The sequence below is a fragment of the Ferribacterium limneticum genome (assembly GCF_020510565.1).
GTDB lineage: Bacteria > Pseudomonadota > Gammaproteobacteria > Burkholderiales > Rhodocyclaceae > Azonexus > Azonexus limneticus_B.
This window is the reverse complement of the sequence record NZ_CP075189.1, coordinates 3,408,076-3,429,326: the sequence shown is the minus strand read 5'-3', so window position 1 is coordinate 3,429,326 and position 21,251 is coordinate 3,408,076. Positions and strand designations below refer to the sequence as shown.

Genomic DNA, 21,251 nt, shown 5'->3' with positions numbered 1-21,251 from the left:
TTGCGTTGTCTGAGCCGCAGGCGAGTTTAGCAAGCCGCCCGGGCTGCCGAGTAGCGCAAGGAACCGGCGTAGCCGGCGCCGCCCCCGGGGTCGCCTTCTTCTTTGGCTACTTTCTTCTTGGCGAAGCAAGAAGAAAGTACGCCCGCCCTCAAGGCGGAACACACGGCTTGAGAAAGCCAGTCGCCGTCCCTCTCGCGACTGGATTTCTTGATCTGTGCCGGTGGCAGCGCCGGGCGGCGCGGCGATAATTGCTCCGAGCCGATTCCTGAAACAATCGGAAACGACTTAATTCCTCCGGCGAGGCTAAACTTCCGTCCATGCGATTTTTACCCTGTTTTTTCCTGTTGACCGTAGCACTGCCCTCTTGGGCCGGCGGCCTGGACGATCCGTTCGGCACCGAGGCCATGGCGCCGCTCAAGGTGTCGCCCAGCCTGGCTGCCCGGGTTGGCGAAGCGCCCTGTGCCACGGCCTTGCCGGCGACAGCGCTGACGGCGCTCGAGGCGGTCGATCTGGCCCTGTGCAACCACCCGCAGACGCGCGAGGTGTGGGCCTCGGCGCGGGTGCAGGCGGCGCTCGTTGGTGTCGCCCGGGCCGGCTGGTTGCCGAACCTCGATGCCAGCGCCAGCGCGACGCGGTTTCAGTATGACGATGGTTCGTACAACCGGCGTTCCGCTGCGCTGACGTTGTCCTGGTTGCTGATCGATTTCGGCCAGCGTTCGGCCAATGTCGAGAATGCCCAGCAATTGCTCAATGCAGCCGCAGCGACGCAGGATGCGACGGTGCAGTCGCTGTTCCTCGCCGCGCTACAGACTTACTACACGGCGCAGGCGACGCAGGCGGCGGTGATTTCGGCGAGCGAGGCCGAGCGTTCGGCGCGCGAGGCTTATCAGGCGGCTGACGCCCGCTACAACGTCGGCGTCGCCACGCCGGCTGATCGCCTGCAGGCGCAGACCGCGTTGTCGCAAGCGACGCTCAATCGCATCAGGGCCGAGGGCGAGGCACGCAACGGGCTCGGTGCGCTGGCCAATGCGCTCGGTTTCGAGGCGCAGCAAAAAATCGTGTTGGCCGAGCTGCCCGCTTTGCCGGCCGAGCTGGCTTTCCAGAAGGAAGTCGACGCCATGATCGCCGAGGCGCAGGCCCGGCGGCCTGATCTCAAGGCGGCCGAGGCGCAGCTCAAGGCCGCTGAGGCGAGTGTTGATCTGGCACGCGCCCAAGGCCGGCCGACCGTCTCGCTGGCGGCCGGGCCGAGCTGGCAGAATTCGGCTGGCGTCGTCACGCAGGGTGGCAGCATCGGCCTGACGCTCAATGTGCCGATCTTCACGGGTTTCGACACGACTTACCGCGTGCGTTCGGCCGCGGCGCAGGCGGATGTTCGCGCCGCGCAGCGCGACCGCATCAAGAACCAGATTGCCCTCGATGTCTGGCGGGCTTATCAAAGCCTGACGACAGCGACGCAAAGCCTGAAGACCTCGGCTGATCTGGTCGCCAGCGCCGAGCAGTCGGAACGCGTCGCGCTCGGCCGCTACAAGGCCGGCGTCGGCACCGTGCTCGATCTGCTGTCGGCGCAGAGCGCCCTGGCCAGTGCCCGGCTGCAACGCATTCAGGCGCAGCTCGACTGGAATGTTTATCGCGCCACGCTGGCTCAGTCCATGGGCGCGCTCGATTACACGCTGCTGCAACCGGCGGCGGAAGGAAGACCATGAAACAAATCGGCAAGATTCTGCTTGGCGTCACCGTGATTGCCGGCCTGATCGGTGGCGGCGTCTGGTACAGCAAGCAGCGCGCGGCGCAAAACCCGGAAACCCGCTACAAGCTGGCGACGGTCGAAAAGGGCGACGTGACGCAGACCGTGTCGGCCAACGGCACGCTCAACCCGGTCGTGCTGATCAGCGTCGGTACGCAGGTGTCGGGCACCGTGCGCAAGCTCTACGTCGATTTCAACGACAAGGTGAAGAAGGGCCAGCCGCTGCTTGAACTCGACGACGCGCTGGTCTCGGCCACCGAGCGGCAGAGCGCGGCGAATGTGATCAATGCCCAGGCGACACTGGAACTGGCGCAGGCCAACGAGGCGCGCATGAAGTCGCTGATCGCCCAGGAGTACGTCTCCAAGCAGGAGTACGACCAGTCCACCCAGGCCCTCAAGTCGGCCCGGGCGCAACTGGCGCTGGCCAGGGCGCAGAACGAGCGCGACCGGGCCAACCTCAATTTCACGGTGATCCGCTCGCCGGTCGACGGCGTCGTCATCGACCGCGTCGTCGATCTCGGCCAGACGGTGGCGGCCAGCTTCCAGACGCCGACGCTGATCAAGATCGCCCAGGATTTGTCGGAAATGCGCATCGACACGAGCTTCGCCGAAGCCGACATCGGTAACATCCGCGAAGGCCAGAAAGCGCGCTTCACGGTCGATGCCTTCCCGAGCCGCAGTTTCGTCGGCGAGGTGCAGCAAATCCGCCTGAACCCGACCAACCAGCAGAACGTTGTGACCTACAACGTCCGCATCAACGTCGCCAACCCGGAGCAGGTGCTGCTGCCGGGCATGACGGCCTACGTCAATATCGGCGTGCAGAAGCGCGAGGGCGTGCTGCTCGTGCCGAATGCCGCGCTGCGTTTCAAGCCGGCCGATGCCGGCGACAAGAAGGCGGAAAATGGCCAGAAACCAGCCGCAGGCCCGTCGAGCGTCGGGCCGGGCATGGGTGCCGGTTCCGATGGCAGCGCTGCCAAGGCCGGTGCCGGCAAGGGCAAGAAGCGCGACGGCCAGAGCGGCACGGTTTATGTGCTGGCGGGCGAAGAACTCAAACCGGTCAGCGTCCAGCTCGGCATCACCGACAACCGCAATACCGAAATCGTCGGCGGCGATCTCAAGGAAGGCGACCGCATCGTGACCGGCGAGAACGGCGGTGGTCAGACCGGCAAGCCGTCCAGCGTCGGCATGCGGATGTTCTGATGACTGATTCAGTCATCCGGGTCGTCGGCCTGGGCAAGTCCTATGAAACGGCGGCGGGTTTGTTTCCGGCGCTCAAGGGCGTCAATCTTGCTATCCAGCCCGGCGAGTACATCGCCATCATGGGGCCGTCCGGCTCGGGCAAATCGACCTTCATGAACCTGCTCGGCTGCCTTGATACGCCGACCATGGGCGACTATTTTCTGACCGGCAAGAATGTCGCGCAAATGGACAAGGACGCCCTGGCCATCCTGCGCAACCGGACGCTGGGCTTCGTTTTTCAGGGCTTCAATCTGCTGCCGCGCATGAGCCTGCAGGACAACGTCGCGCTGCCGCTGGTTTACGCCGGCGCCGACAAGGAAACGCGGCGGGCCAAGGCGCGCGAAATGCTCGCCAAGGTTGGCCTCGGCCAGTACGCCGAATCCCTGCCCAACCGGATCTCCGGTGGTCAGCAGCAACGTGTCGCCATCGCCCGGGCGCTGGTCAATGCGCCGCGTCTGATCCTCGCCGACGAACCGACCGGCAATCTCGACAGCCATACCAGCGAGGAAATCATGCGCCTGTTCGGCGACCTCAATGCCGAGGGGATCACGATTGTGCTCGTCACCCACGAGCCGGACATCGCGGCGCACGCCAAGCGGCAGGTCAAATTTCTCGACGGCGAGATCGTCAGCGATCACCTGACGGAGCACGCACCGGCATGAGCGCGAACATTTCAATTTTGGCCGTTTTTTACGTTTCACGTAGTAAACCCGGTCGACCGTGGAAGTCACCTAAAAGCGGCAATCGTGAGGTTTCGCCATGCTGAAAGCCATGCTCGGCGAAGCCTGGCTGGCCATGGGGGCCAACCGCCTGCGCACTGCCTTGACCATGCTCGGCATGGTCATCGGTGTTGGCGCCGTGGTCATCATGATGGCCATCGGGCAGGGCGCGCAGTACGCCGTGCAGCAGACGATCAGCACCATGGGTTCCAACCTGTTCATCGTCCTTTCCGGTTCCTTCACCACGGCCGGCGTGCGCAGCGGCTCGGCCGGCGGGCCGACGCTCAACGTGGCCGATGGCGAAGCGATTTCCGAACTCGACGGTGTCGCCAACGTGGCGCCGACGCACCAGGGCTCGCGCCAGCTGGTTTATGGCTCGCAGAACTGGAGTTCGCAGGTGGTCGGCTCGACCCCGGCCTATCTTGAGGCGCGGGCGTGGAATATCGTCAACGGCGCCGGCTTCGGCGATTCCGACGTGCGTTCATCGACGCGGGTGGCGGTTATCGGCAAGACTGTGGCCGAGAACCTGTTCGGCGCCGAAGATCCGGTCGGCAAGACCATGCGCATCCAGCAGAACCCTTTCCTGGTCATCGGCGTACTCGGCAGCAAGGGCCAGAACCTCGACGGCCGCGACCAGGACGACACCGTGATCATTCCGCTGAGCACCGCCCAGCGCAAGGTTTTCGGCACGCCCTTCCTCGGTTCGGTGCGGATGATCATGATTCAGGCCGATTCGGCCGAAGCGATGCCGAAAGTCATGGACAGCGTGACCAGCCTCCTGCGTCAGCGCCACCGCCTGCGCGACGGCACGCCGGACGATTTCTTCATGCGCAACCTCTCGGCGGCGGCCGAATCCGAGGCCGAAACGACACGTACGATGTCCATCCTGCTTGGCGCCATCGCCTCGATTTCGCTGCTCGTCGGCGGCATCGGCATCATGAACATCATGCTCGTTTCGGTCACCGAGCGGACGCGCGAAATCGGCATCCGCATGGCCATCGGCGCCCGGCAGAAGGACATCCTGAGCCAGTTCCTGCTCGAAGCCGTGATGATTTCCTTCGCCGGCTGTCTGCTCGGACTGCTCATTGGCCTCGGCGTCGCGCTCGGCATCAACGTCTTCACCGGCATGGTCATCGTCATTTCCGGCAGCGCGGCGCTCATTGCCTTTGCCGTTGCGGCGGGTGTTGGCATCTTCTTCGGCTGGTATCCGGCCCAGAAGGCGGCGCAGCTCGATCCGATCGAGGCGCTGCGCTACCAATGAAAAGCGGTCGCCGCCAGTTTTTGTTCGCTGCCGGCTTGTTGCCGCTGGTCCGGCCGTTGCGCGCGGCAGGCGAGCGCGTGGTCATCGTCGGCGGCGGCTGGGGTGGCCTGTCGGCGGCCAGCCATTTGCGCCGGCTGGCGCCCGACATCGAGGTCACGCTCGTCGACCGCCAGCCGGCCTTCACCTCGTTCGCCCTGAGCAACCGCTGGCTGGTCGACCATGGCGCCGGCAACATCGAACGACAGGACTACGCTGCCCTTGCTGCCGCCAGGGGTTACCGTTTCGTGCAGGCCAGCGTCGACAACATCGATCGCGCCCAGCGCACGGTGCACACGGCTTCCGGCCGCCTGCCTTACGACTGGCTGGTGCTGGCCCCGGGGATTCGTGAAAACTACGCCGCCTGGCAGGTCAATGACCCGCAGGCCGTGGCCGAACTGCGCCAGCGCCATTCCGGCGCCATGCTCAATGCTGCCGATCTGCCAGCGCTCAAGAAACGCCTCGCCGCTTTCAAGGGCGGCGACCTGCTCATGACCATTCCGCCAGCGCCCTACCGTTGCCCGCCGGCGCCCTACGAGCGGGCGATGCTCATCGCCCGGTGGCTCAAAACGCAGAAAATTCCGGGCAAGCTGGTCATCATCGACCCCAATCCGCTGATGCCGGCCTTCAAATCGATTTTGCTCGACCGTTTCAAGGCGCAGATCACCTACCTCGACCACGCCAAGGTCCGCCAGGTCGACTTGGCGCGCAAGACAGTGATGACGGATATCGACGACATCCGCTTCGACGAGGCCTTGCTCTGCCCGCCGCAGGAAGCGGCCGATCTGCTCTGGCAGGCCGGGCTGATTCGCCGCGACGAGGGCGGCCGGGCCACCGGCTGGGCTGATCAGGGCGGCCTGAACTTTCGCAGCGTCGCCGACGAACGGGTTTTCATCATCGGCGATGCGGCCGGTCTGGCCTCGCCGCTATTCGGCCATTATCCGAAGACCGGCCATGTCGCCAACCGCATGGGCGCCATCGTCGCCCGGCAGATCGCAGCAAGCGCCACCGGCCAGACCTTCCCGGCGCTGCTGCCGGAAAGCGTTTGCCACGTTGTGAGTAACGTCGAACCGCTCGAATACACCCGGATCGACACCAGCTACCGGCAGCGTGGCGATGGTTTTCTGCTGCAGCAGGTCAGGCAGACGCGGGAGCCAAACCCGGCCGGCGAGGATGCCGCCTGGGCCGAGACGATGTACCGCGATTTCCTGCGGCCGTGAACTGTTTAGTGCAGAAGCCTGGCTTCGAAAATCGATTCGGTCTGGTCGGGAAAACGGTACAGGGCAAAGACGCGCTGCAATTCAGCCGATAACTTGGCCGATTGCATGCCGGGATTGGCCATGAAGTTGATGCCGATCCTGTCGCCCTGCTTGACCAGCGTCGTGAAGGCGTAGTGCCATTCGCGTGCTTCCTCGAGGCGCTCGATGACTTCGCGCTCATTGCTGATGGCGACACCAGCGCCCTTGAGGGACTGGATGAACAGGGTGGATTCGGTATTCGGGTTGGGGATCATGATCTCTCCGCAGGGTTTGAGGTGCTATGTCTGCTTAACGAGCCAGCCTCTGTTTGCGATGACGATCATCGTGTAGCAGCGTGTAACGCTGCTGTTGCGCTTGATGACGATGCGTATTCCCCGGCGGGTCAGTCCTCGTCCTCGTAGCCGTGTTCTGCCTCCAGCTCCTCGGTGAATTGTCGGGTCAGCTCGGCCCGGCCGGCCTTTGTCTCGATGCGCTGCAGCAGTCGTTCGAAAGCTTCGTCATCGATGTCGCCCGAGGCGCGATTGACCGACAGGACGTAGGTCAGGAACTCGATGTTCTCGAGATCCTCGTCGTTGCCCGGGGCATTGCCGAGCGCTGAGGCAAGGGCGTTGGCCAGCGAGTTGGCCTGGCCCTTCGGCGGTTTTGGGGCAATGTCGCGATGGGCGGCGTGCACGATCCGGATCATGTCGGGGTGGTTTTCCGGGAGCGTCTTTTCCATGGTGCGCAGTCTTCAGGTGAGGGGCGAGCGTTTCAAGCCAAGGGGCGGCAGCTCAGCCATTTGAGCAAGGTGTCGAACAACAGGTCGGGCATGACCGGCTTGCCGATGTGGTCGTTCATTCCAGCCGCGAGGCAGATCTGGCGGTCTTCCTCGAAGGCATTGGCGGTGACCGCCAGAATGGGGGTTTGCGCATAGCCGGGCAGGGCCCGGATGGCCCGCGTTGCATCGACGCCGTTCATCCTGGGCATCTGCATGTCCATCAGGATGAGCGCGTATTGATTCTGGCCGGCCAGGGCGAGGGCCACTTCTCCATCCTCGGCCAGATCGACCGAGAGCCCCGCTTCTTCGAGCAGGCTCATCGATACTTCCTGGTTGATCGGTTCGTCCTCGACGAGCAAGACCCGGGTGCCCGAGTAGCGTTCCCTGAGCATGGTTTCGGACGACATCCGGAGTTGCGTCGCGACGGGCCGGGGATCGTGCTGCGCCTTTTGCAGGCTCAAGGTAAACCAGAAGGTGCTGCCGACATTCGGTACGCTGTCGACACCGATGTCGCCACCCATCATTTTCACGAGCCGCTTGCTGATCGCCAGGCCAAGGCCGGTTCCGCCGTATTTTCGCGACATCGAACCGTCGGCCTGCTCGAAGGCATTGAACAGGTGTTGCTGATCCTCGGCGGCGATGCCGATGCCGCTATCGCTGACCTCGAAGCGCAATACGGCATGGTTGGCGCCACTTTCCGCCTGTTGGATGCGGACGGTGATCGTGCCCTGGTCGGTAAATTTGATCGCATTGGCTGACAGATTGAGCAGGATCTGGCCCAGCCGGAACGGATCGCCCTTCAACGCCAGGCCGCCGATCTCGGCGCTGCTCTCAATCTCCAGTCGCAAACCTTTATCGAGCGCCCGCTGGGCAATCAGGTTGCGCAGATTGGCCAGGATTTCATCGATCCGGAAGTCGATCTGCTCGAGGTGCATGTGCTCGGCCTCGATTTTCGAGATGTCGAGAATGTCGTTGATGACGCCAAGCAGGTGATGGGCCGCAAAGTCGATCTTGCCGAGCTGATTTTGCAGTCCTGGGTCTTCAGCCTTGCGCAGCGCCAGACCGGTCATGCCCAGGATGGCATTCATCGGTGTCCGCAGTTCGTGGCTCATGTTCGACAGGAAGGTGCTCTTGGCCAGGCTCGCAGCCTCGGCCGCCTCCTTGGTCTGTTGCAGTTCTGCCGTACGCTCGGCCACCAGCTGTTCCAGATTGTCGCGGTGCGCCTGCAACTCGGCGTGAGCCTGCTTGAGCTCGGTGACATCTGTGACCGCGCCGATCAGCCCGGCAACTTCGCCATCGATGCGGCGGAAAGTGGCTTTGTGGAAGATGACGTTGTGCGACTCGCAGCCCTTGACGGTCAGCCAGTCGTAGGTCTGGGTGCCGGGCTGGCTGAACAGCTCGTCGTCCTTGTCCTTGTAGCGCTGGGCAATCTCGGGCGGCGCCATGTCAAAAACGGACTTGCCGACAATGTCGTCGCGACGTTTGCCGAGAGATTCCTCGAAGGCCCGGTTGCAACCCAGGTAGATACCCGCCGTGTCCTTGTAAAAGAGGGGCACGGGAACGCTCTCGATCAGTGTGTGGAGAAACAGGGTCTGGTTCTGGATTTTTTGCCAGTAGCGATGCAACAGCCAGGCGCCAAGCACGGTGGTCGTTAAAAATCCGAGAATGAGCAAAATGGCATTGCGCAGCTCGCTGCGCCAGTCTTCCAGGTAGTCGTGAGGCGCCATGCCCACCGTCACGAGAAATGGCGTCTGCGCAACTCGGCGAAAGGCATAGGTTCGTTCGATACCATCCGCCAACTGGGCGCCGTGGAACATGCCGGTTGCCTTTCCGGAATCAAGCAGGGTCTTGAGTTCCGGTTCAAGCTGTTGGTTGCCGGGCTCCCCGGCAGGCCCGTCGACCAAGGGGAAGCGGGCCAGCAAGGCGGTATTCTGGTGGCGGATGATGGCCGATCCATGCTGACCCAGACTGAGTGTGGACAGTAAACCGGTGAAATGTTCGAGATTGACCGCAGCGGTGACGACGCCGGCGAAAGACCCATCGGCGTTGCGATACGAGCGGGTCAGCGCGACAACCCAGATTTTTGAAACGCGCCCCAGAATCGGCTCGGAAACGATCAGGTCTTGCCCCGGCCTGAGCTGATGCTCGGCGAAAAAAGGGCGGTCGGCATAGCTGACCATTGTGTCGGGCGTAACCCCCTTGCCCCGGATGACTTTGCCCTGGCTATCTGCGACCCGGAAGGCATCGACGGCCGGATGGCGCAACAGATGCATGTTGAGCATCGGCTCGATTTGATCGGCATCGAGGCGTCCGTCGTTCAGCCGCCCTTCGAGCGCGTCGACAATGGCCAGAAGCCCGAGATCGACACGGCGGACCGCGTCGGCCACATTCAGTTCGAGCAGGGCCGCCAGGTTGCCGGTGGTGCCGACCACTTGCTCCACCGTACGTTTCTGGTGATTGAGCAGATTGACGACGCTGACCGAAATCATCACGGCGTTGAGGATGAGCACGCCAAATATCAGCCAGCCAAGAAATCGGGAAGCCGATTTCGGTGAATTGATGGGTGTTGGGTTTAAGGAGGCGGGCAGGGACAAATCGAGGCAACCGGGAGTTGGGCGTTGATGAAACGCCGATTATTGCACTCCCGGAGCGTTTGGTGGCGACTGCCGAAGCTGGATGGCGCCGTTCAGTGGCGAGCGAAGCGCGAAGACTTGCCCTTGCGGTCAACGAGAAAAGTCTCGAAAAACTCGCGGCGGACGGGTTGTTCGATGCCCTCCTTGTCGAGCATCGTGCATGCCGTTTCACAGGTCGGATTCGAGAACTCGCGGCCCGGCGCACCCTGCGGCAGGCCGGGAACGGCGAGGCCAAGGGCGCGCGGCTTCTCGATCAGCAACAGCTTGATGTCCTCGGCTGGCACGTGGCCTTCGACGAAATAGCCGGCGACCAGCGCGCTGGGTACCGACTCCATGTCCTTCGGCACCTTGAGGCGGCGTTTCACTGCATCCATGTCGGCGGTTGGCGTTACTTTGACCGGGAAGCCGTTCTGGCGCAGGTGTTCGGCCCATTCGATGCAGGTCAGGCAGACGGTTGGCGTGAATACTTCGACCGAAGGCAGCGGGGCCGTCGGCTCGGCGCCGGCGTTAGCCGCCAGCAGGGCGAGCAGTAGCGGAATGGCTTTCAGCATGGCTTGCCGGCCTGGCAGCCCTTGAGTACCCACAGCGACAGGACGCCGGCGGCTTCGTCGGCCTTGACCTTGCGCGCCATCGAACCGGGGTCGCGGCCGTTGTCGGTCTTGGCGAAGGGATCGGCGCCGGCTTCGAGCAGGATCTGGACATTCTTGGCCCGGCTCGAATAGGCGGCCATATGCAGCGGCGTGGCGCCGTCGTTGTCGCGGGCTGTTACATTGGCGCCGGCGGCGATGAGCGCTTTCATGGCCGTCGTGTCCGGATTGGTGGCGGCCAGATGCAGGGGCGTCGAGCCTTGCGCCGTGCGTACTTCACGCTGTTTCGGGTCGGCCTTGAGCAGGCGGCGAACGTCGTCGCCATTGCCGGCCCGGGCGGCGTCATGGATCGGCTGGTCGTAGCTCTGAACCTCGGCAAATGCCGGAAAGACCAGACTGGCAGCGAAAAACAGGGAGAGCAGGCGCTTCATGCGGGCATCCGGAAATGGTTGATCGGGCGATTGTTGCCGCTTGCCTCTCGGACAACCTTGATCTGCGCTAGTTTCAGTTTTTGCTGATATGGCCGCGCAGTGCCAATGAAAAACGCCCTGCCGGGTCGGGCAGGGCGTCGATGGTGCGAAGATGGCTTTCAGATGACCAGTTGCGTGCCCAGTTCGACGACGCGGTTGGTCGGGATGTGGAAGAAGTCGCTGGCGCTCGTCGCATTCTTCGACATGATGGCGAAGAGCCGGGCGCGGATTGGCAGCATGCCGCGCGACATCGACGGGACGATGGTTTCGCGCGACAGGTAGAAAGTGGTTTCCATCATGTCGAAAGTTTCGCCGAAACGGCTGCATTGCTCCAGCGCACCGGGCACGTCCGGGCTTTCCATGAAACCGTAGCGGATGATCAGGCGCTTGAAACCCTTGCTCATGTCGTGCAGGTAAATGCGGTCCATGTCGTTAACGTGTGGCGTCGGCATTGTTTGCACGGTGACCAGCACGACGCGCTCGTGCAGCACCTGGTTGTGCTTGAGGTTGTGCAACAGGGCTGGCGGCACGCCGTCCTTGGCGCTGGTCATGAAGATGGCCGTGCCGTAGATGCGGTGCACGTCGTCGATGGAGTTCAGGAAATCGTCCATCGGGATGCTTTGCTTGGCCATTTCGTCGGAGACCATGCGCCGTCCGCGCCGCCAGGTAGTCAGCACGGTGAATGAAACGACGCCCATGGCCAGCGGGAACCAGCCACCTTCGGGAATCTTGATCGCATTGGCGGCGAAGAAGGCGATGTCGACAACGAGCAGCGAGCCGGCGACGAGCGCGACGAGCAGCCTGTTCCATTTCCAGAGCAGGACCATGACGAAGGCGACAAGGATGGTGTCGATCAGCATCGTGCCGGTGACCGCGATACCGTAGGCGGCGGCCAGGTTGGACGAACTCTTGAAACCGATGACCAGGGCGACGACGGCCAGGTAAAGCGACCAGTTGGTGAAAGGCACATAGATCTGGCCTTCTTCCATGCCCGAGGTGTGGATGATCTGCATGCGCGGCAGCAGGCCCATCTGGATCGACTGGCGGGCGACCGAGAAGGCGCCGGAAATGACGGCCTGCGAGGCGATGACGGTGGCGGCAGTGGCCAGCCCAACCATCGGGATCAGTGCCCAGTCGGGGGCGAGGTGGAAGAAGGGGCTGGCGATGGCTTGCGGATCGACCAGCAGCAGGGCGCCCTGGCCGAAATAATTGAGGACCAGCGCCGGCATGACGAAGCCGAACCAGGCCAGGCGAATCGGGAAGCGGCCGAAGTGGCCCATGTCGGTGTACAGCGCTTCGCCGCCGGTGACGGCGAGCACCACCGAGCCGAGGGCGAGGAAGGCGAGGCCGGGGTGTTCGGCGATGAAAAAGGTGGCGAACAGCGGATTGAGGGCGAGCAGGACGGCCGGATTATGGGCGATCTGCAGCACGCCGAGCACGGCCAGAATGGCGAACCAGGCGACCATGACCGGCCCGAAGAGTTTGCCGACGGCGCCGGTGCCGTGCTTCTGGATGACGAACAGGCCGGTCAGGATGCCGAGCGTGATCGGGATGACGTAGGGTTTCAGATCCGGCGTGATGATCTCCAGACCTTCGACGGCGGAGAGCACGGAAATGGCCGGCGTGATCATGCTGTCGCCGTAGAACAGCGCGGCGGCGAAGATGCCGAGCAGCGTGACAATCCACGACAGGCGGGGGTTCTTGGCCTTTTCGGTGACCAGCGCGAGCAGCGCCAGCGAGCCGCCCTCGCCACGGTTGTCGGCGCGCATGATGATGAGCACGTACTTGATCGTGACCAGTACGATGATTGCCCAGAAGACCAGTGACAGCACGCCGAGGATGTTTTCCGGGGTAACCGGGATCGGGTGATGGCCGTTGAAGATTTCCTTCAGCGCGTAAAGCGGGCTGGTCCCAATGTCGCCGAAGACGACCCCGATGGCAGCGACCGTGATGGCCGGCAAGGCTTGCTTGTTATGCGACGACATCTATTCCCCTGTTGCGCCTGGGGCGCAGAATTTTGCGATGCTGCTTGCCTAGCCGCGCCTTTCTCTCGGTAGCGCGGTCTGGCAAGCCCGCCAATCTAGCACTTTGCACTGAGCTTTGGTATAGATGCAGGCATGGTCGGCGGTGTAGAAAGGAGCGGAAAGTGGCAGAAATCAGACGGCATCTGGTGGTTGAGGGCAGGGTCCAGGGCGTGGGCTATCGCTGGTCCATGGTCGAGCAGGCGCGGGCACTCGGCGTTGTCGGCTGGGTGCGCAATCTGGCTGACGGCCGGGTCGAGGCGATGGCCGTCGGCGAAGAAATGGCCGTGCTTGAATTGATAAACTGGGCACGGCGCGGGCCGAACCATGCGATCGTTCAGCAGGTCAATATCGCGCTGGGTGACGGAGATTTTCGGAGCTTTGAGCAGGTGGCGAACGGCTGATGGCGAATGCCACGGTCAACCGGAAAAAACGGTCAAAATTGAAATTGGGAATGTGTGTGTTTGCACGACCAAGGCTGGCGAAAGAAGAGATTGCTGGCACTTATTCCATGACGGCAAAGTGCCCACAAGAGACATTCGTCGTCTCGGTCCTCCAGCAGCAGGTTTCTGAGGGAAGCAGTCATACGGAGCGGCGGCTGGCTGAGAATTACTCGGCCATAACGGCCGTTGGCCTGTAGGTCGGAATCGGGTGGTAAGCCGCCCTTTAGCCTCTGATGTCCTTGAACGGCAGCTCCTAACCGGCGCCCTGCGGTCATCCGTTCATCGCGTGCGATAAAAAAGCTTGGTGCAGCCAGCGTGGCGTGGCCCACGTGAGGATCACGAGGGCCTTGTTCGCCCAGCCCGGAACGACGCTGATGCGTCCGGTCTGTAAGGCGCGGATACCGGTGCGCACGACGGGGGCTGGCTGCATCATCAACAGCTTTAACGCGGGCGTGACCTTCTGCTGCGCCGCGGCAGCGAAGCCGGTATCCGACATGCCGGGGCAAAGCGTCGTCACGGTGACGCCATCGCCCTTGAGCTCGCGATGGAGCGCTTCGCCCAGACGCAATACGTAGGCCTTGGCGGCCGCATAGACGGCGAAGTTCTGCACGCCCTGGTAGGCCAGCAGGCTGGCCACCAGCAGGATCTTCCCGCGTCCTCGCGCCCGCATGTCCTGGGCAAAGACATGGGTGACCGCGGTCAGGCTCGCTACATCCAGTTGCACTATTGCCTGCGTCGCGTCCAGCGGACTATCCACGAACGGGCCTTGCAACCCATGTCCGGCGTTATTTATCAGGATGTCGACTGTAATACCTCTCTCGCTTAGACGACGATGCAGTTGGACGATAGCTTCAATGTCCGAGAGATCGACCTGCTCGACCACGATTTCGACGCGGTATTGCCGGCGCAGCGTCTCGGCGAGTGCTTGCAGCCGTTCGAACCGGCGCGCCACGAGGACTAGCGAGTGGCCTTGTTCGGCATATTGGCGGGCGAATTCCTCGCCGAAGCCGCTCGATGCGCCCGTGATGAGTACCCATGAATTATTGGTTGTGATCATTTTGCTTACCTCTAGTCATTGGTGGAGAGTTTGCCGGCGAGGCGGTTGTTGTTTTCCGATGGGGTATCCCAGCCGCCACCCAAGGCCCGGAAGGAAGCGATGGCGGCACGCGCCGCCTCGGTTTGTGCCTGGGCTTTGGCGTCGCGCGCCTGCAGCAGATTGCCGTCGGCATCGAGCACCTCGATCAGGCTGACGACGCCGCCCTGGTAGGCGGCAAACGAGTTCTCGCGCGCCTTGGCAAACGATGACTCACCCCGGGTCAGGATGCCGACCTGGGCCTCGCGGTTGACCAGGGCGGAGAAGGCGTTCTCGACATCCTCGGTCGCCCGCAACACGGCCAGCCGGTAGGCCGCCAGGGCTTCCGCCTCCCGGCCATGGGCCGCGGCGATCTGCGCATCGACGCGACCGAAGTCGAACAGGCGCCAGCGCAACCCGAGAACGCCCTGGGCCTGGCTGGCGGCCCCGGTGAACAGGTTGCCGCTCGCTATCGCGGTGGCGCTGCCAAGCAGCGCGCCGAGCGAGAACTTGGGGTAATACTCGGCGACCGCCACGCCGATGCGCGCGTTGGCGGCAGCCAGGTGCCGTTCGGCGGCAATGAGGTCGGGCCGGCGGCGCAGCAGCTCGGCCGGTGTGCCGGTCTCGGCTAGGGCCGGCGCGGCCGGGATCGGCTTCACCGGCGCCAGTTCGGCGCGGTGGGTTCCTGGCTGCACGCCGAGCAGTACGTCGAGCGCGTTCATCGCCGAATCGAGGCCGGCTTCGAGGACGGGGATCTGTGCCTCGGCCTGGGTCAGCGAACCCTCGGCCTGGTTCTTCTGGAGTTCGGCGGCGATTCCCTTCTCGTATTGGAGCTGGATCATGGCGAGCAAGCGGCGTCGGGTCTCCACCTGCTGTTGGGCAATCGCGAGGCGCGCCTGCAGGCCGCGGATCATGACATACACGTCCGCGGTCTGCGCGGCGATGGCCAGCCGTGTCGCAGCAACGCCAGCTTCGGACGCCTCGTATTCGGCGCGGGCAGTCTCCCGCCCGCGCCGCAGACCGTCGAACAGGTCGATCTCCCAACTCGCCCCGAGATTGGCCTCGTAAGTGCCACCCCAGCGGTCGAAGCCGGGCGAGCTATTGAGCACCTGCCCGAGCGGGGTCTCAACCGACAGGTAGCCTCGCCCGGCGCTCGCACTCACGTTGCCCGCGGGCAGCAAGGCCGCATCGGCGTAGCGCAATGCGCCACGCGATTGGGCTACGCGCGCCGTCGCTTGGGCGATATCGAGGTTCTGCTCGAGCGCCAGGGCGACGTAGCGCGCGAGCAAGGCATCGTCGAAGGCGGCCCACCAGCGTTGCAGGTCTGCCTTGCCTTGCGCCGAACGTTGCTCGACGCCCTTCTGCCCGAGAAAGCTGGATGTCAGCTCGACCAAGGGCGGCCGGTAGTCGGGACCGACAGCGCAGCCCGACAAGACGCCAACGGTCAGAAGAAGGGCGAGAGAGCGGGGATGGGTGAACATGGGAGTCCTTCGGGGTTTGGTTTGGTTTGTTTTGGTGACTATAACCCAATCTGGTCACTGGTTGTCAACCGACAGCAAACGCGGTATTGTTTTCCCATGAGCGAAATCGAATCTTCCACCCCACAGGCCCGCGGCCCCGTCGACCACAGCGTTCGTGATCAGATCGTCGAGGCAGCCGAGGCGCACTTCAGCCATTACGGCTACGACAAGACCACGGTCTCCGATCTGGCCAAGGCAATCGGCTTTTCCAAGGCTTACATCTACAAGTTCTTCGATTCCAAGCAGGCGATCGGCGAGGCCATCTGCAGCAAGACATTGAGCAGCATCGTCGCCGCGGTCGATGAAGCGGTTGCCGGCGCCAGTACGCCAACGGAGAAGTTCCGTCGATTATTCAAGGCCATGGTAACGACGAGCGTGGAACTCTTCTTCAATGATCGCAAGCTGTACGACATTGCCGCGCATTCCGCCGGCGAGGGTTGGCCGTCCGCCGTTGTCTACGGACAGCGTATTCGGCAGACCCTGACAGAGATCGTCCGCGAAGGGCGGGAAGTGGGCGAGTTCGAGCGCAAGACGCCGCTCGACGAGACGGTGCATGCGATCTATCTCGTCATGCTGCCCTTTGCCAATCCGCTGCTGCTCCAGCACAACCTCGACCTCATCGAGGACGCGCCCAGCCAGTTGTCGAATCTGGTGCTGCGTAGCCTGGCCCCCTAGAACGCTGCCTGAGCAAAAGTGACCATTGACAATATTGGTCACTCGATAGAAGATGAAGGCCTTCGCGTTAAAGGAGGTCATCATGTTTCAGCGCCGCTATATTCCCTTCCTCGCCGTCGTCGGTCTGTTGCCTATCGCCTTGGCAGCCTGCAGCGATGCCACGTCTTCAATCGATCCGCGGACCCAGGCGCCACTCGTCCGGGTCGCGCCGGTAGCGACCGCCATCCAGGCCGAGCCTTCGTTCAGCGGCGTCGTCGCGGCACGGGTGCAGAGCGACCTGGGTTTCCGCGTTCCCGGCAAGATGCTGGAGCGCCTGGTCGATGCTGGCCAGACCGTCAAGCGCGGTCAGGCGCTGATGCGCATCGACCCCACCGATTTGAAGCTCGCCACGCGTGCCCACGACGAGGCCGTTGCCGCCGCCACGGCGCGCGCGCGCCAGACCGCGGAGGATGAGTCGAGATACCGCGATCTTGTTTCGGCCGGGGCGGTGTCAGCCTCTGCCTACGACAAGATCAAGGCGTCCGCCGATTCGGCGCGAGCCGAGCTCAAGGCGGCCCAGGCCCAGGCCGACGTTGCCCACAATGAAACGGGCTACGCCGTACTGCTCGCTGATTCGGACGGGGTCGTGGTCGAGACCCTGGGCGAGCCGGGCCAGGTGGTCGGCGCTGGCCAGGTCGTCGTCCGTGTGGCCCATGCCGGGCGCCGCGAAGCGCTCATTGCGCTCCCCGAAAGCCTGCGTCCGGCGATCGGCTCCGCAGGGCGCGCGACCTTGTATGGCAGCGGGCTGACCGGCGCCGCGAAACTGCGTCAGTTGTCGGATGCCGCCAACCCACAGACACGTACCTTCGAGGCGCGCTACGTATTGGAGGGCCGGCTGGCCGACGCGCCACTCGGCTCGACCGTTTCCATCGAAATTCAAAGCGGCCGCGCCACCCCGGCGCTCCAGATTCCTGTCAGCGCGCTCTTCGATCAGGGCAAGGGGCCCGGCGTCTGGCTTGTCAAAGGTCAGGAGGAACAAGGACAGGGGCTTCAGGCAACCTGGCGCGCCGTGCAGGTAGCCGGCCTCAGCAGTGAATCCGCTGCGATCAGCGGTGGGCTGGCGGCGGGTGATCGTGTCGTCGTACTTGGCGCCCATCTGCTGCACGAAGGCGAAGCGGTTCGCTTGGCTGACAGCAGCGCCGCACCTGGCGCAGCGGCGAACGGTGGGGCGCAGAAATGAGTGCGTTCAACCTCTCCGCCCTCGCCGTCCGCGAGCGCTCGGTCACTCTGTTCCTGATGCTGGCGATCTTCATCGCCGGCGTCATCGCCTTCCTGACCCTGGGGCGGGCCGAGGACCCGGCCTTTACCATCAAGCAGATGACCGTGATCACCGCCTGGCCCGGGGCGACCGCCAAGGAGATGGAAGAACTGGTCGCCGAACCGCTGGAAAAGCGCATGCAGGAACTGCGCTGGTATGACCGGACCGAGACCTTTACGCGACCGGGGCTGGCCTTCACCACCGTGTACCTCATCGATAGTACGCCGCCGGCCGACGTCCCCGACCAGTTCTATCAGGCGCGCAAGAAACTCGGCGACGAGGCGCTCAAACTGCCGCGTGGCGTCATCGGCCCGATGGTGAATGACGAATACGCCGACGTGACCTTTGCGCTCTACGCCTTGAAAGCCAAGGGCGAGCCGCATCGTCACCTGGTGCGCGACGCCGAGGTCATGCGTCAGCGTCTGCTACACGTACCCGGGGTCAAGAAGGTGAACATCATCGGCGAGCAGGCCGAACAGATTTTCGTCGAGTTCTCGCATGACCGCCTGGCGACGCTGGGCGTCTCCCCGCGCGACCTCTTCGCCGCGCTCAACAGCCGCAATGTCATGACGCCCGCCGGCTCGATCGAAGCCAAGGGCCCGCAGGTCTTCATCCGGCTGGAGGGTGCGATCGACGATCTGGAAGCGATACGCAATACGCCGGTCGCGGCGCGCGGCAGGACGCTGAAGCTCGGCGACATCGCCGAGGTGAAGCGGGGCTACGAAGATCCGGCCACCTTCCTGATCCGCAACAACGGCGAACCGACCTTGCTGCTCGGCGTGGTCATGCGCGAGGGGTGGAACGGCCTCGATCTGGGCAAGGCGCTGGAGGCGGAAGCGGCGACGATCAACGCCGAAATGCCGCTCGGCATGAGCCTGTCCAAGGTGACGGACCAGTCGGTGAATATCCAATCGGCGGTTGGCGAGTTCATGGTCAAGTTCCTGGTCGCTCTCGGCGTGGTGATCCTGGTCGGCTTTCTCAGCATGGGCTGGCGCGCCGGCGTCGTGGTTGCGGCTGCAGTTCCGCTGACCCTCGCCGCCGTCTTCATCATCATGGCGGCGACCGGCAAGAATTTCGACCGCATCACGCTGGGCTCCTTGATCCTGGCGCTGGGGCTGCTGGTCGACGACGCGATCATCGCCATCGAGATGATGGTCGTGAAGATGGAGGAAGGCTACGACCGCATCCGTGCCGCCGCCTATGCCTGGAGCCACACCGCCGCGCCGATGCTGGCCGGCACCCTGGTAACGGCGATCGGCTTCATGCCCAACGGCTTCGCCAAATCGACCGCTGGCGAGTACACCAGCAACATGTTCTGGATCGTCGGCACGGCCCTGATCGCCTCGTGGATCGTTGCCGTCGTGTTCACGCCCTACCTCGGGGTCAAGCTGCTGCCAAACTACGAGAAGCATGCGGGCGGGCACGGGGCCATCTACGGCACACCGAATTACGAGCGCTTCCGTCGGTTGCTGGGCTGGGTGATCCGGCGCAAATGGCTGGTTGCGGCGAGCGTGATTGGCGCCTTCGTGGTCGCGATTCTCGGCATGGGCGTGGTCAACAAGCAGTTCTTCCCGACCTCCGACCGGCCGGAGGTGCTGGTCGAGGTGCAGATGCCGTATGGCACCTCAATCGCGCAAACCAGCGCCGCGACAGCCAAGGTCGAAGCCTGGCTGGCAGAGCAGCAAGAGGCCAGGGTCGTGACGTCCTACATCGGCCAGGGCGCGCCTCGCTTCTTCCTGGCGATGTCACCTGAATTGCCCGATCCATCGTTTGCCAAGATCGTGGTCCTGACGGGCGATGACAAGGAACGCGAAGCCCTAAAGTTCAGATTGCGCCAGGCGGCAGCCGAAGGCTTGGCGCCCGAGGCGCGGGTGCGCGTGACCCAGATCGTTTTCGGTCCCCCGTCGCCATTTCCCGTGGCCTACCGCGTCATGGGGCCGGACCCGGACAAGCTGCGCGACATAGCGGCAGAAGTGCGTGGCGTAATGCAGGCCTCGGCCCAGATGCGGACGGTCAATACCGACTGGGGCGAGCGCGTACCGGCGCTGCATTTCTCGCTCGACCAGGATCGCCTGCAGAACATCGGCCTGACGTCCAGCGATGTGGCCCAGCAGTTGCAGTTCTTGCTGAGTGGCATCCCGATTACGGAAGTGCGCGAGGACATCCGTTCGGTGCAGGTCACGGCCAGATCGGGCGGCAACACGCGGCTCGATCCGGGCAGGATTGGCGACTTCACCCTGGTCGGCGCGGCCGGCCAAAAGATTCCGCTGTCGCAGGTCGGCAAGGTTGATGTCCGCATGGAAGACCCCATCCTGCGCCGCCGCGACCGCACCCCAACCATCACCGTGCGTGGCGATATCGCCGAGGGCTTGCAGCCGCCGGATGTCTCCAGCGCGGTGTGGCAGGAGCTGCAGCCGATCATTGCCAAACTGCCGGCCGGTTACCGGATCGAAATGGCCGGCGCCATCGAGGAGTCGGGCAAGGCCAATCGGGCCCTGGCGCCGGTCTTCCCGATCATGATCGCGCTGACCCTGATCACCATCATCTTCCAGGTGCGCTCGATCGCCGCGATGATGATGGTATTCGCCACCGCACCGCTCGGCTTGATCGGCGTCGTGCCGACGCTGTTGCTGTTCGGGCAGCCGTTCGGCATCAATGCCCTGGTCGGTCTGATCGCCCTGTCCGGTATCCTGATGCGCAACACGCTGATCCTGATCGGCCAGATCCGCGACAACATCGCGGATGGATTGGCGCCCTTCAACGCCGTCGTCGAGGCCACCGTGCAGCGCGCCCGTCCGGTCATCCTGACCGCACTCGCCGCGATGCTGGCGTTCATTCCGCTGACCCATTCGGTGTTCTGGGGCACGCTGGCCTATACGCTGATCGGCGGCACCTTCGCCGGGACGATTCTGACCCTGGTTTTCCTGCCAGCCTTGTACGCGATCTGGTTCAAGATCAGGCCGGCGTCCGGCGACGCGCAAACCGTCCCTGCGCTGCGAGCAGAATCCGCCGTAGCCTAACAGAAGTAATCAGCGCGCCGGCACTGAAACGGATTGCCGGCGCGTCGCTAAAATCTCTGGCAGCTTCACCTCGATCCAGTCGGCCAGCGCCTCGACCTTCAGGCCAATTTCCTCGCCCAGAGGTGTCAGCCGGTATTCGACATGGGGCGGCACGACGGGGTAGGAGATGCGTTCGACGAAACCGTCACCTTCCAGCCATTGCAGGGTCTGGGCCAGCATTTTTTCGCTGATTCCGTTCACCTTGCGTCGCAGGTCGCTGAAGCGCTGGGTTCCGCCGAGCAGGGCGACGAGCAACAGGACGCCCCAGCGGCTGGTGACGTGTTTCAAGACCTCGCGGGACGGACATTTTTCCGAAAACAGTTCGCCGCGCCGCATGAGGTCGGAGATAGTTGGTGTGGTGGTTTCATCGGCGTTATGCATTTTGTACTTACCTTTAAGTGCGTACTTACTAAAAGTTAGTGCTGTCGTTATTCTGCTGCTTCCCCTCAACGAAATAAA

The 21,251-nt window shown here is 63.5% G+C and carries 19 protein-coding genes; 10 read left to right on the top strand and 9 right to left on the bottom strand.

Features of this window, described 5'->3' with window-relative positions; translation table 11 throughout:
- Positions 1-317: 317 nt before the first annotated feature.
- The 5 genes from KI610_RS16400 to KI610_RS16380 all read left to right on the top strand — a co-directional run bounded on the left by KI610_RS16400 (position 318) and on the right by KI610_RS16380 (position 6,219).
- Entirely contained in the window at positions 318-1,703 is a 1,386-nt protein-coding gene (locus tag KI610_RS16400; protein WP_226496024.1) for a TolC family protein, read from the top strand.
- On the top strand, positions 1,700-2,944 hold the full coding sequence (locus tag KI610_RS16395) for an efflux RND transporter periplasmic adaptor subunit (protein ID WP_226496023.1): 1,245 nt from the start codon (positions 1,700-1,702) through the stop codon (positions 2,942-2,944). The genes KI610_RS16400 and KI610_RS16395 overlap by 4 nt, the downstream gene beginning before the upstream one ends.
- Positions 2,944-3,645, top strand: a complete 702-nt coding sequence (locus tag KI610_RS16390; protein ID WP_226496022.1) for an ABC transporter ATP-binding protein — start codon at positions 2,944-2,946, stop codon at positions 3,643-3,645. The genes KI610_RS16395 and KI610_RS16390 overlap by 1 nt, the downstream gene beginning before the upstream one ends.
- Before the next feature lie 97 nt (positions 3,646-3,742).
- Positions 3,743-4,963, top strand: a complete 1,221-nt coding sequence (locus KI610_RS16385; protein ID WP_226496021.1) for an ABC transporter permease — start codon at positions 3,743-3,745, stop codon at positions 4,961-4,963.
- A complete protein-coding gene (locus tag KI610_RS16380) occupies positions 4,960-6,219 on the top strand; it encodes an FAD-dependent oxidoreductase (protein ID WP_226496020.1) in 1,260 nt (419 codons plus the stop codon). The genes KI610_RS16385 and KI610_RS16380 overlap by 4 nt, the downstream gene beginning before the upstream one ends.
- A gap of 5 nt (positions 6,220-6,224) precedes the next feature.
- Here the strand turns inward: KI610_RS16380 and KI610_RS16375 are convergent, their stop codons facing one another.
- The 6 genes from KI610_RS16375 to KI610_RS16350 all read right to left on the bottom strand — a co-directional run bounded on the left by KI610_RS16375 (position 6,225) and on the right by KI610_RS16350 (position 12,690).
- Positions 6,225-6,512: a hypothetical protein gene (locus KI610_RS16375; protein ID WP_226496019.1), complete on the bottom strand. Its 288-nt coding sequence runs from the start codon at positions 6,510-6,512 to the stop codon at positions 6,225-6,227.
- 128 nt (positions 6,513-6,640) lie between these two features.
- Positions 6,641-6,976 carry a hypothetical protein gene (locus KI610_RS16370; RefSeq protein WP_226496018.1) on the bottom strand — a complete coding sequence of 112 codons (336 nt, stop codon included), beginning with the start codon at positions 6,974-6,976 and terminating at the stop codon, positions 6,641-6,643.
- A gap of 32 nt (positions 6,977-7,008) precedes the next feature.
- The gene (locus tag KI610_RS16365; protein ID WP_226496017.1) at positions 7,009-9,525 is read right to left on the bottom strand and encodes a hybrid sensor histidine kinase/response regulator; all 2,517 of its coding nucleotides are present in this window, start codon (positions 9,523-9,525) and stop codon (positions 7,009-7,011) included.
- A gap of 176 nt (positions 9,526-9,701) precedes the next feature.
- Positions 9,702-10,199, bottom strand: a complete 498-nt coding sequence (locus KI610_RS16360; RefSeq protein ID WP_226496016.1) for a DUF411 domain-containing protein — start codon at positions 10,197-10,199, stop codon at positions 9,702-9,704.
- Positions 10,193-10,666 carry an ankyrin repeat domain-containing protein gene (locus tag KI610_RS16355; protein ID WP_226496015.1) on the bottom strand — a complete coding sequence of 158 codons (474 nt, stop codon included), beginning with the start codon at positions 10,664-10,666 and terminating at the stop codon, positions 10,193-10,195. Before KI610_RS16355 ends, KI610_RS16360 begins: the two co-directional genes overlap by 7 nt.
- 158 nt (positions 10,667-10,824) lie before the next feature.
- On the bottom strand, positions 10,825-12,690 hold the full coding sequence (locus KI610_RS16350; protein WP_226496014.1) for a potassium transporter Kup: 1,866 nt from the start codon (positions 12,688-12,690) through the stop codon (positions 10,825-10,827).
- A 161-nt stretch (positions 12,691-12,851) separates the two neighbouring features.
- On the opposite strand from KI610_RS16350, the gene KI610_RS16345 reads away from it, so the two are divergent.
- Together KI610_RS16345 and KI610_RS16340 are read left to right on the top strand one after the other, a co-directional pair.
- Positions 12,852-13,130, top strand: coding sequence for an acylphosphatase (locus tag KI610_RS16345; RefSeq protein ID WP_226496013.1), 279 nt, complete (start codon positions 12,852-12,854; stop codon positions 13,128-13,130).
- Positions 13,130-13,366 (top strand): hypothetical protein, encoded by a 237-nt coding sequence (locus KI610_RS16340; RefSeq protein ID WP_226496012.1) that lies wholly within the window; start codon positions 13,130-13,132, stop codon positions 13,364-13,366. The genes KI610_RS16345 and KI610_RS16340 overlap by 1 nt, the downstream gene beginning before the upstream one ends.
- Positions 13,367-13,440: 74 nt before the next feature.
- Here KI610_RS16340 and KI610_RS16335 read toward each other — a convergent pair whose 3' ends face one another.
- Entirely contained in the window at positions 13,441-14,226 is a 786-nt protein-coding gene (locus KI610_RS16335) for an SDR family NAD(P)-dependent oxidoreductase (protein ID WP_226496011.1), read from the bottom strand.
- An 11-nt stretch (positions 14,227-14,237) separates the two neighbouring features.
- Positions 14,238-15,722 carry an efflux transporter outer membrane subunit gene (locus tag KI610_RS16330; protein ID WP_226496010.1) on the bottom strand — a complete coding sequence of 495 codons (1,485 nt, stop codon included), beginning with the start codon at positions 15,720-15,722 and terminating at the stop codon, positions 14,238-14,240.
- Between the two features lie 96 nt (positions 15,723-15,818).
- Here KI610_RS16330 and KI610_RS16325 point away from each other — a divergent pair, with 96 nt between their 5' ends.
- The 3 genes from KI610_RS16325 (at position 15,819) to KI610_RS16315 (ending at position 20,753) form a co-directional block, all read left to right on the top strand.
- Positions 15,819-16,436 (top strand): TetR/AcrR family transcriptional regulator, encoded by a 618-nt coding sequence (locus tag KI610_RS16325; RefSeq protein ID WP_226496009.1) that lies wholly within the window; start codon positions 15,819-15,821, stop codon positions 16,434-16,436.
- A gap of 82 nt (positions 16,437-16,518) precedes the next feature.
- Positions 16,519-17,655, top strand: a complete 1,137-nt coding sequence (locus tag KI610_RS16320; RefSeq protein ID WP_226496008.1) for an efflux RND transporter periplasmic adaptor subunit — start codon at positions 16,519-16,521, stop codon at positions 17,653-17,655.
- Positions 17,652-20,753, top strand: coding sequence for an efflux RND transporter permease subunit (locus KI610_RS16315; RefSeq protein ID WP_226496007.1), 3,102 nt, complete (start codon positions 17,652-17,654; stop codon positions 20,751-20,753). Before KI610_RS16320 ends, KI610_RS16315 begins: the two co-directional genes overlap by 4 nt.
- A 9-nt stretch (positions 20,754-20,762) precedes the next feature.
- Here KI610_RS16315 and KI610_RS16310 read toward each other — a convergent pair whose 3' ends face one another.
- Positions 20,763-21,173 carry a winged helix-turn-helix transcriptional regulator gene (locus KI610_RS16310; protein WP_226496006.1) on the bottom strand — a complete coding sequence of 137 codons (411 nt, stop codon included), beginning with the start codon at positions 21,171-21,173 and terminating at the stop codon, positions 20,763-20,765.
- Positions 21,174-21,251 lie beyond the last annotated feature (78 nt).

What these genes read in the sequence shown, in the direction of transcription:
- KI610_RS16380 (WP_226496020.1), top strand. Translation starts at nt 4,960, where the DNA reads ATGAAAAGCGGTCGCCGCCAGTTTTTGTTCGCTGCCGGCTTGTTGCCG.
- KI610_RS16395 (WP_226496023.1), top strand. Translation starts at nt 1,700, where the DNA reads ATGAAACAAATCGGCAAGATTCTGCTTGGCGTCACCGTGATTGCCGGC.
- KI610_RS16325 (WP_226496009.1), top strand. Translation starts at nt 15,819, where the DNA reads ATGAGCGAAATCGAATCTTCCACCCCACAGGCCCGCGGCCCCGTCGAC.
- KI610_RS16385 (WP_226496021.1), top strand. Translation starts at nt 3,743, where the DNA reads ATGCTGAAAGCCATGCTCGGCGAAGCCTGGCTGGCCATGGGGGCCAAC.
- KI610_RS16310 (WP_226496006.1), bottom strand. Translation starts at nt 21,173, where the DNA reads ATGCATAACGCCGATGAAACCACCACACCAACTATCTCCGACCTCATG.
- KI610_RS16315 (WP_226496007.1), top strand. Translation starts at nt 17,652, where the DNA reads ATGAGTGCGTTCAACCTCTCCGCCCTCGCCGTCCGCGAGCGCTCGGTC.
- KI610_RS16335 (WP_226496011.1), bottom strand. Translation starts at nt 14,226, where the DNA reads ATGATCACAACCAATAATTCATGGGTACTCATCACGGGCGCATCGAGC.
- KI610_RS16350 (WP_226496014.1), bottom strand. Translation starts at nt 12,690, where the DNA reads ATGTCGTCGCATAACAAGCAAGCCTTGCCGGCCATCACGGTCGCTGCC.
- KI610_RS16320 (WP_226496008.1), top strand. Translation starts at nt 16,519, where the DNA reads ATGTTTCAGCGCCGCTATATTCCCTTCCTCGCCGTCGTCGGTCTGTTG.
- KI610_RS16355 (WP_226496015.1), bottom strand. Translation starts at nt 10,666, where the DNA reads ATGAAGCGCCTGCTCTCCCTGTTTTTCGCTGCCAGTCTGGTCTTTCCG.
- KI610_RS16340 (WP_226496012.1), top strand. Translation starts at nt 13,130, where the DNA reads ATGGCGAATGCCACGGTCAACCGGAAAAAACGGTCAAAATTGAAATTG.
- KI610_RS16360 (WP_226496016.1), bottom strand. Translation starts at nt 10,199, where the DNA reads ATGCTGAAAGCCATTCCGCTACTGCTCGCCCTGCTGGCGGCTAACGCC.
- KI610_RS16375 (WP_226496019.1), bottom strand. Translation starts at nt 6,512, where the DNA reads ATGATCCCCAACCCGAATACCGAATCCACCCTGTTCATCCAGTCCCTC.
- KI610_RS16330 (WP_226496010.1), bottom strand. Translation starts at nt 15,722, where the DNA reads ATGTTCACCCATCCCCGCTCTCTCGCCCTTCTTCTGACCGTTGGCGTC.
- KI610_RS16370 (WP_226496018.1), bottom strand. Translation starts at nt 6,976, where the DNA reads ATGGAAAAGACGCTCCCGGAAAACCACCCCGACATGATCCGGATCGTG.
- KI610_RS16390 (WP_226496022.1), top strand. Translation starts at nt 2,944, where the DNA reads ATGACTGATTCAGTCATCCGGGTCGTCGGCCTGGGCAAGTCCTATGAA.
- KI610_RS16400 (WP_226496024.1), top strand. Translation starts at nt 318, where the DNA reads ATGCGATTTTTACCCTGTTTTTTCCTGTTGACCGTAGCACTGCCCTCT.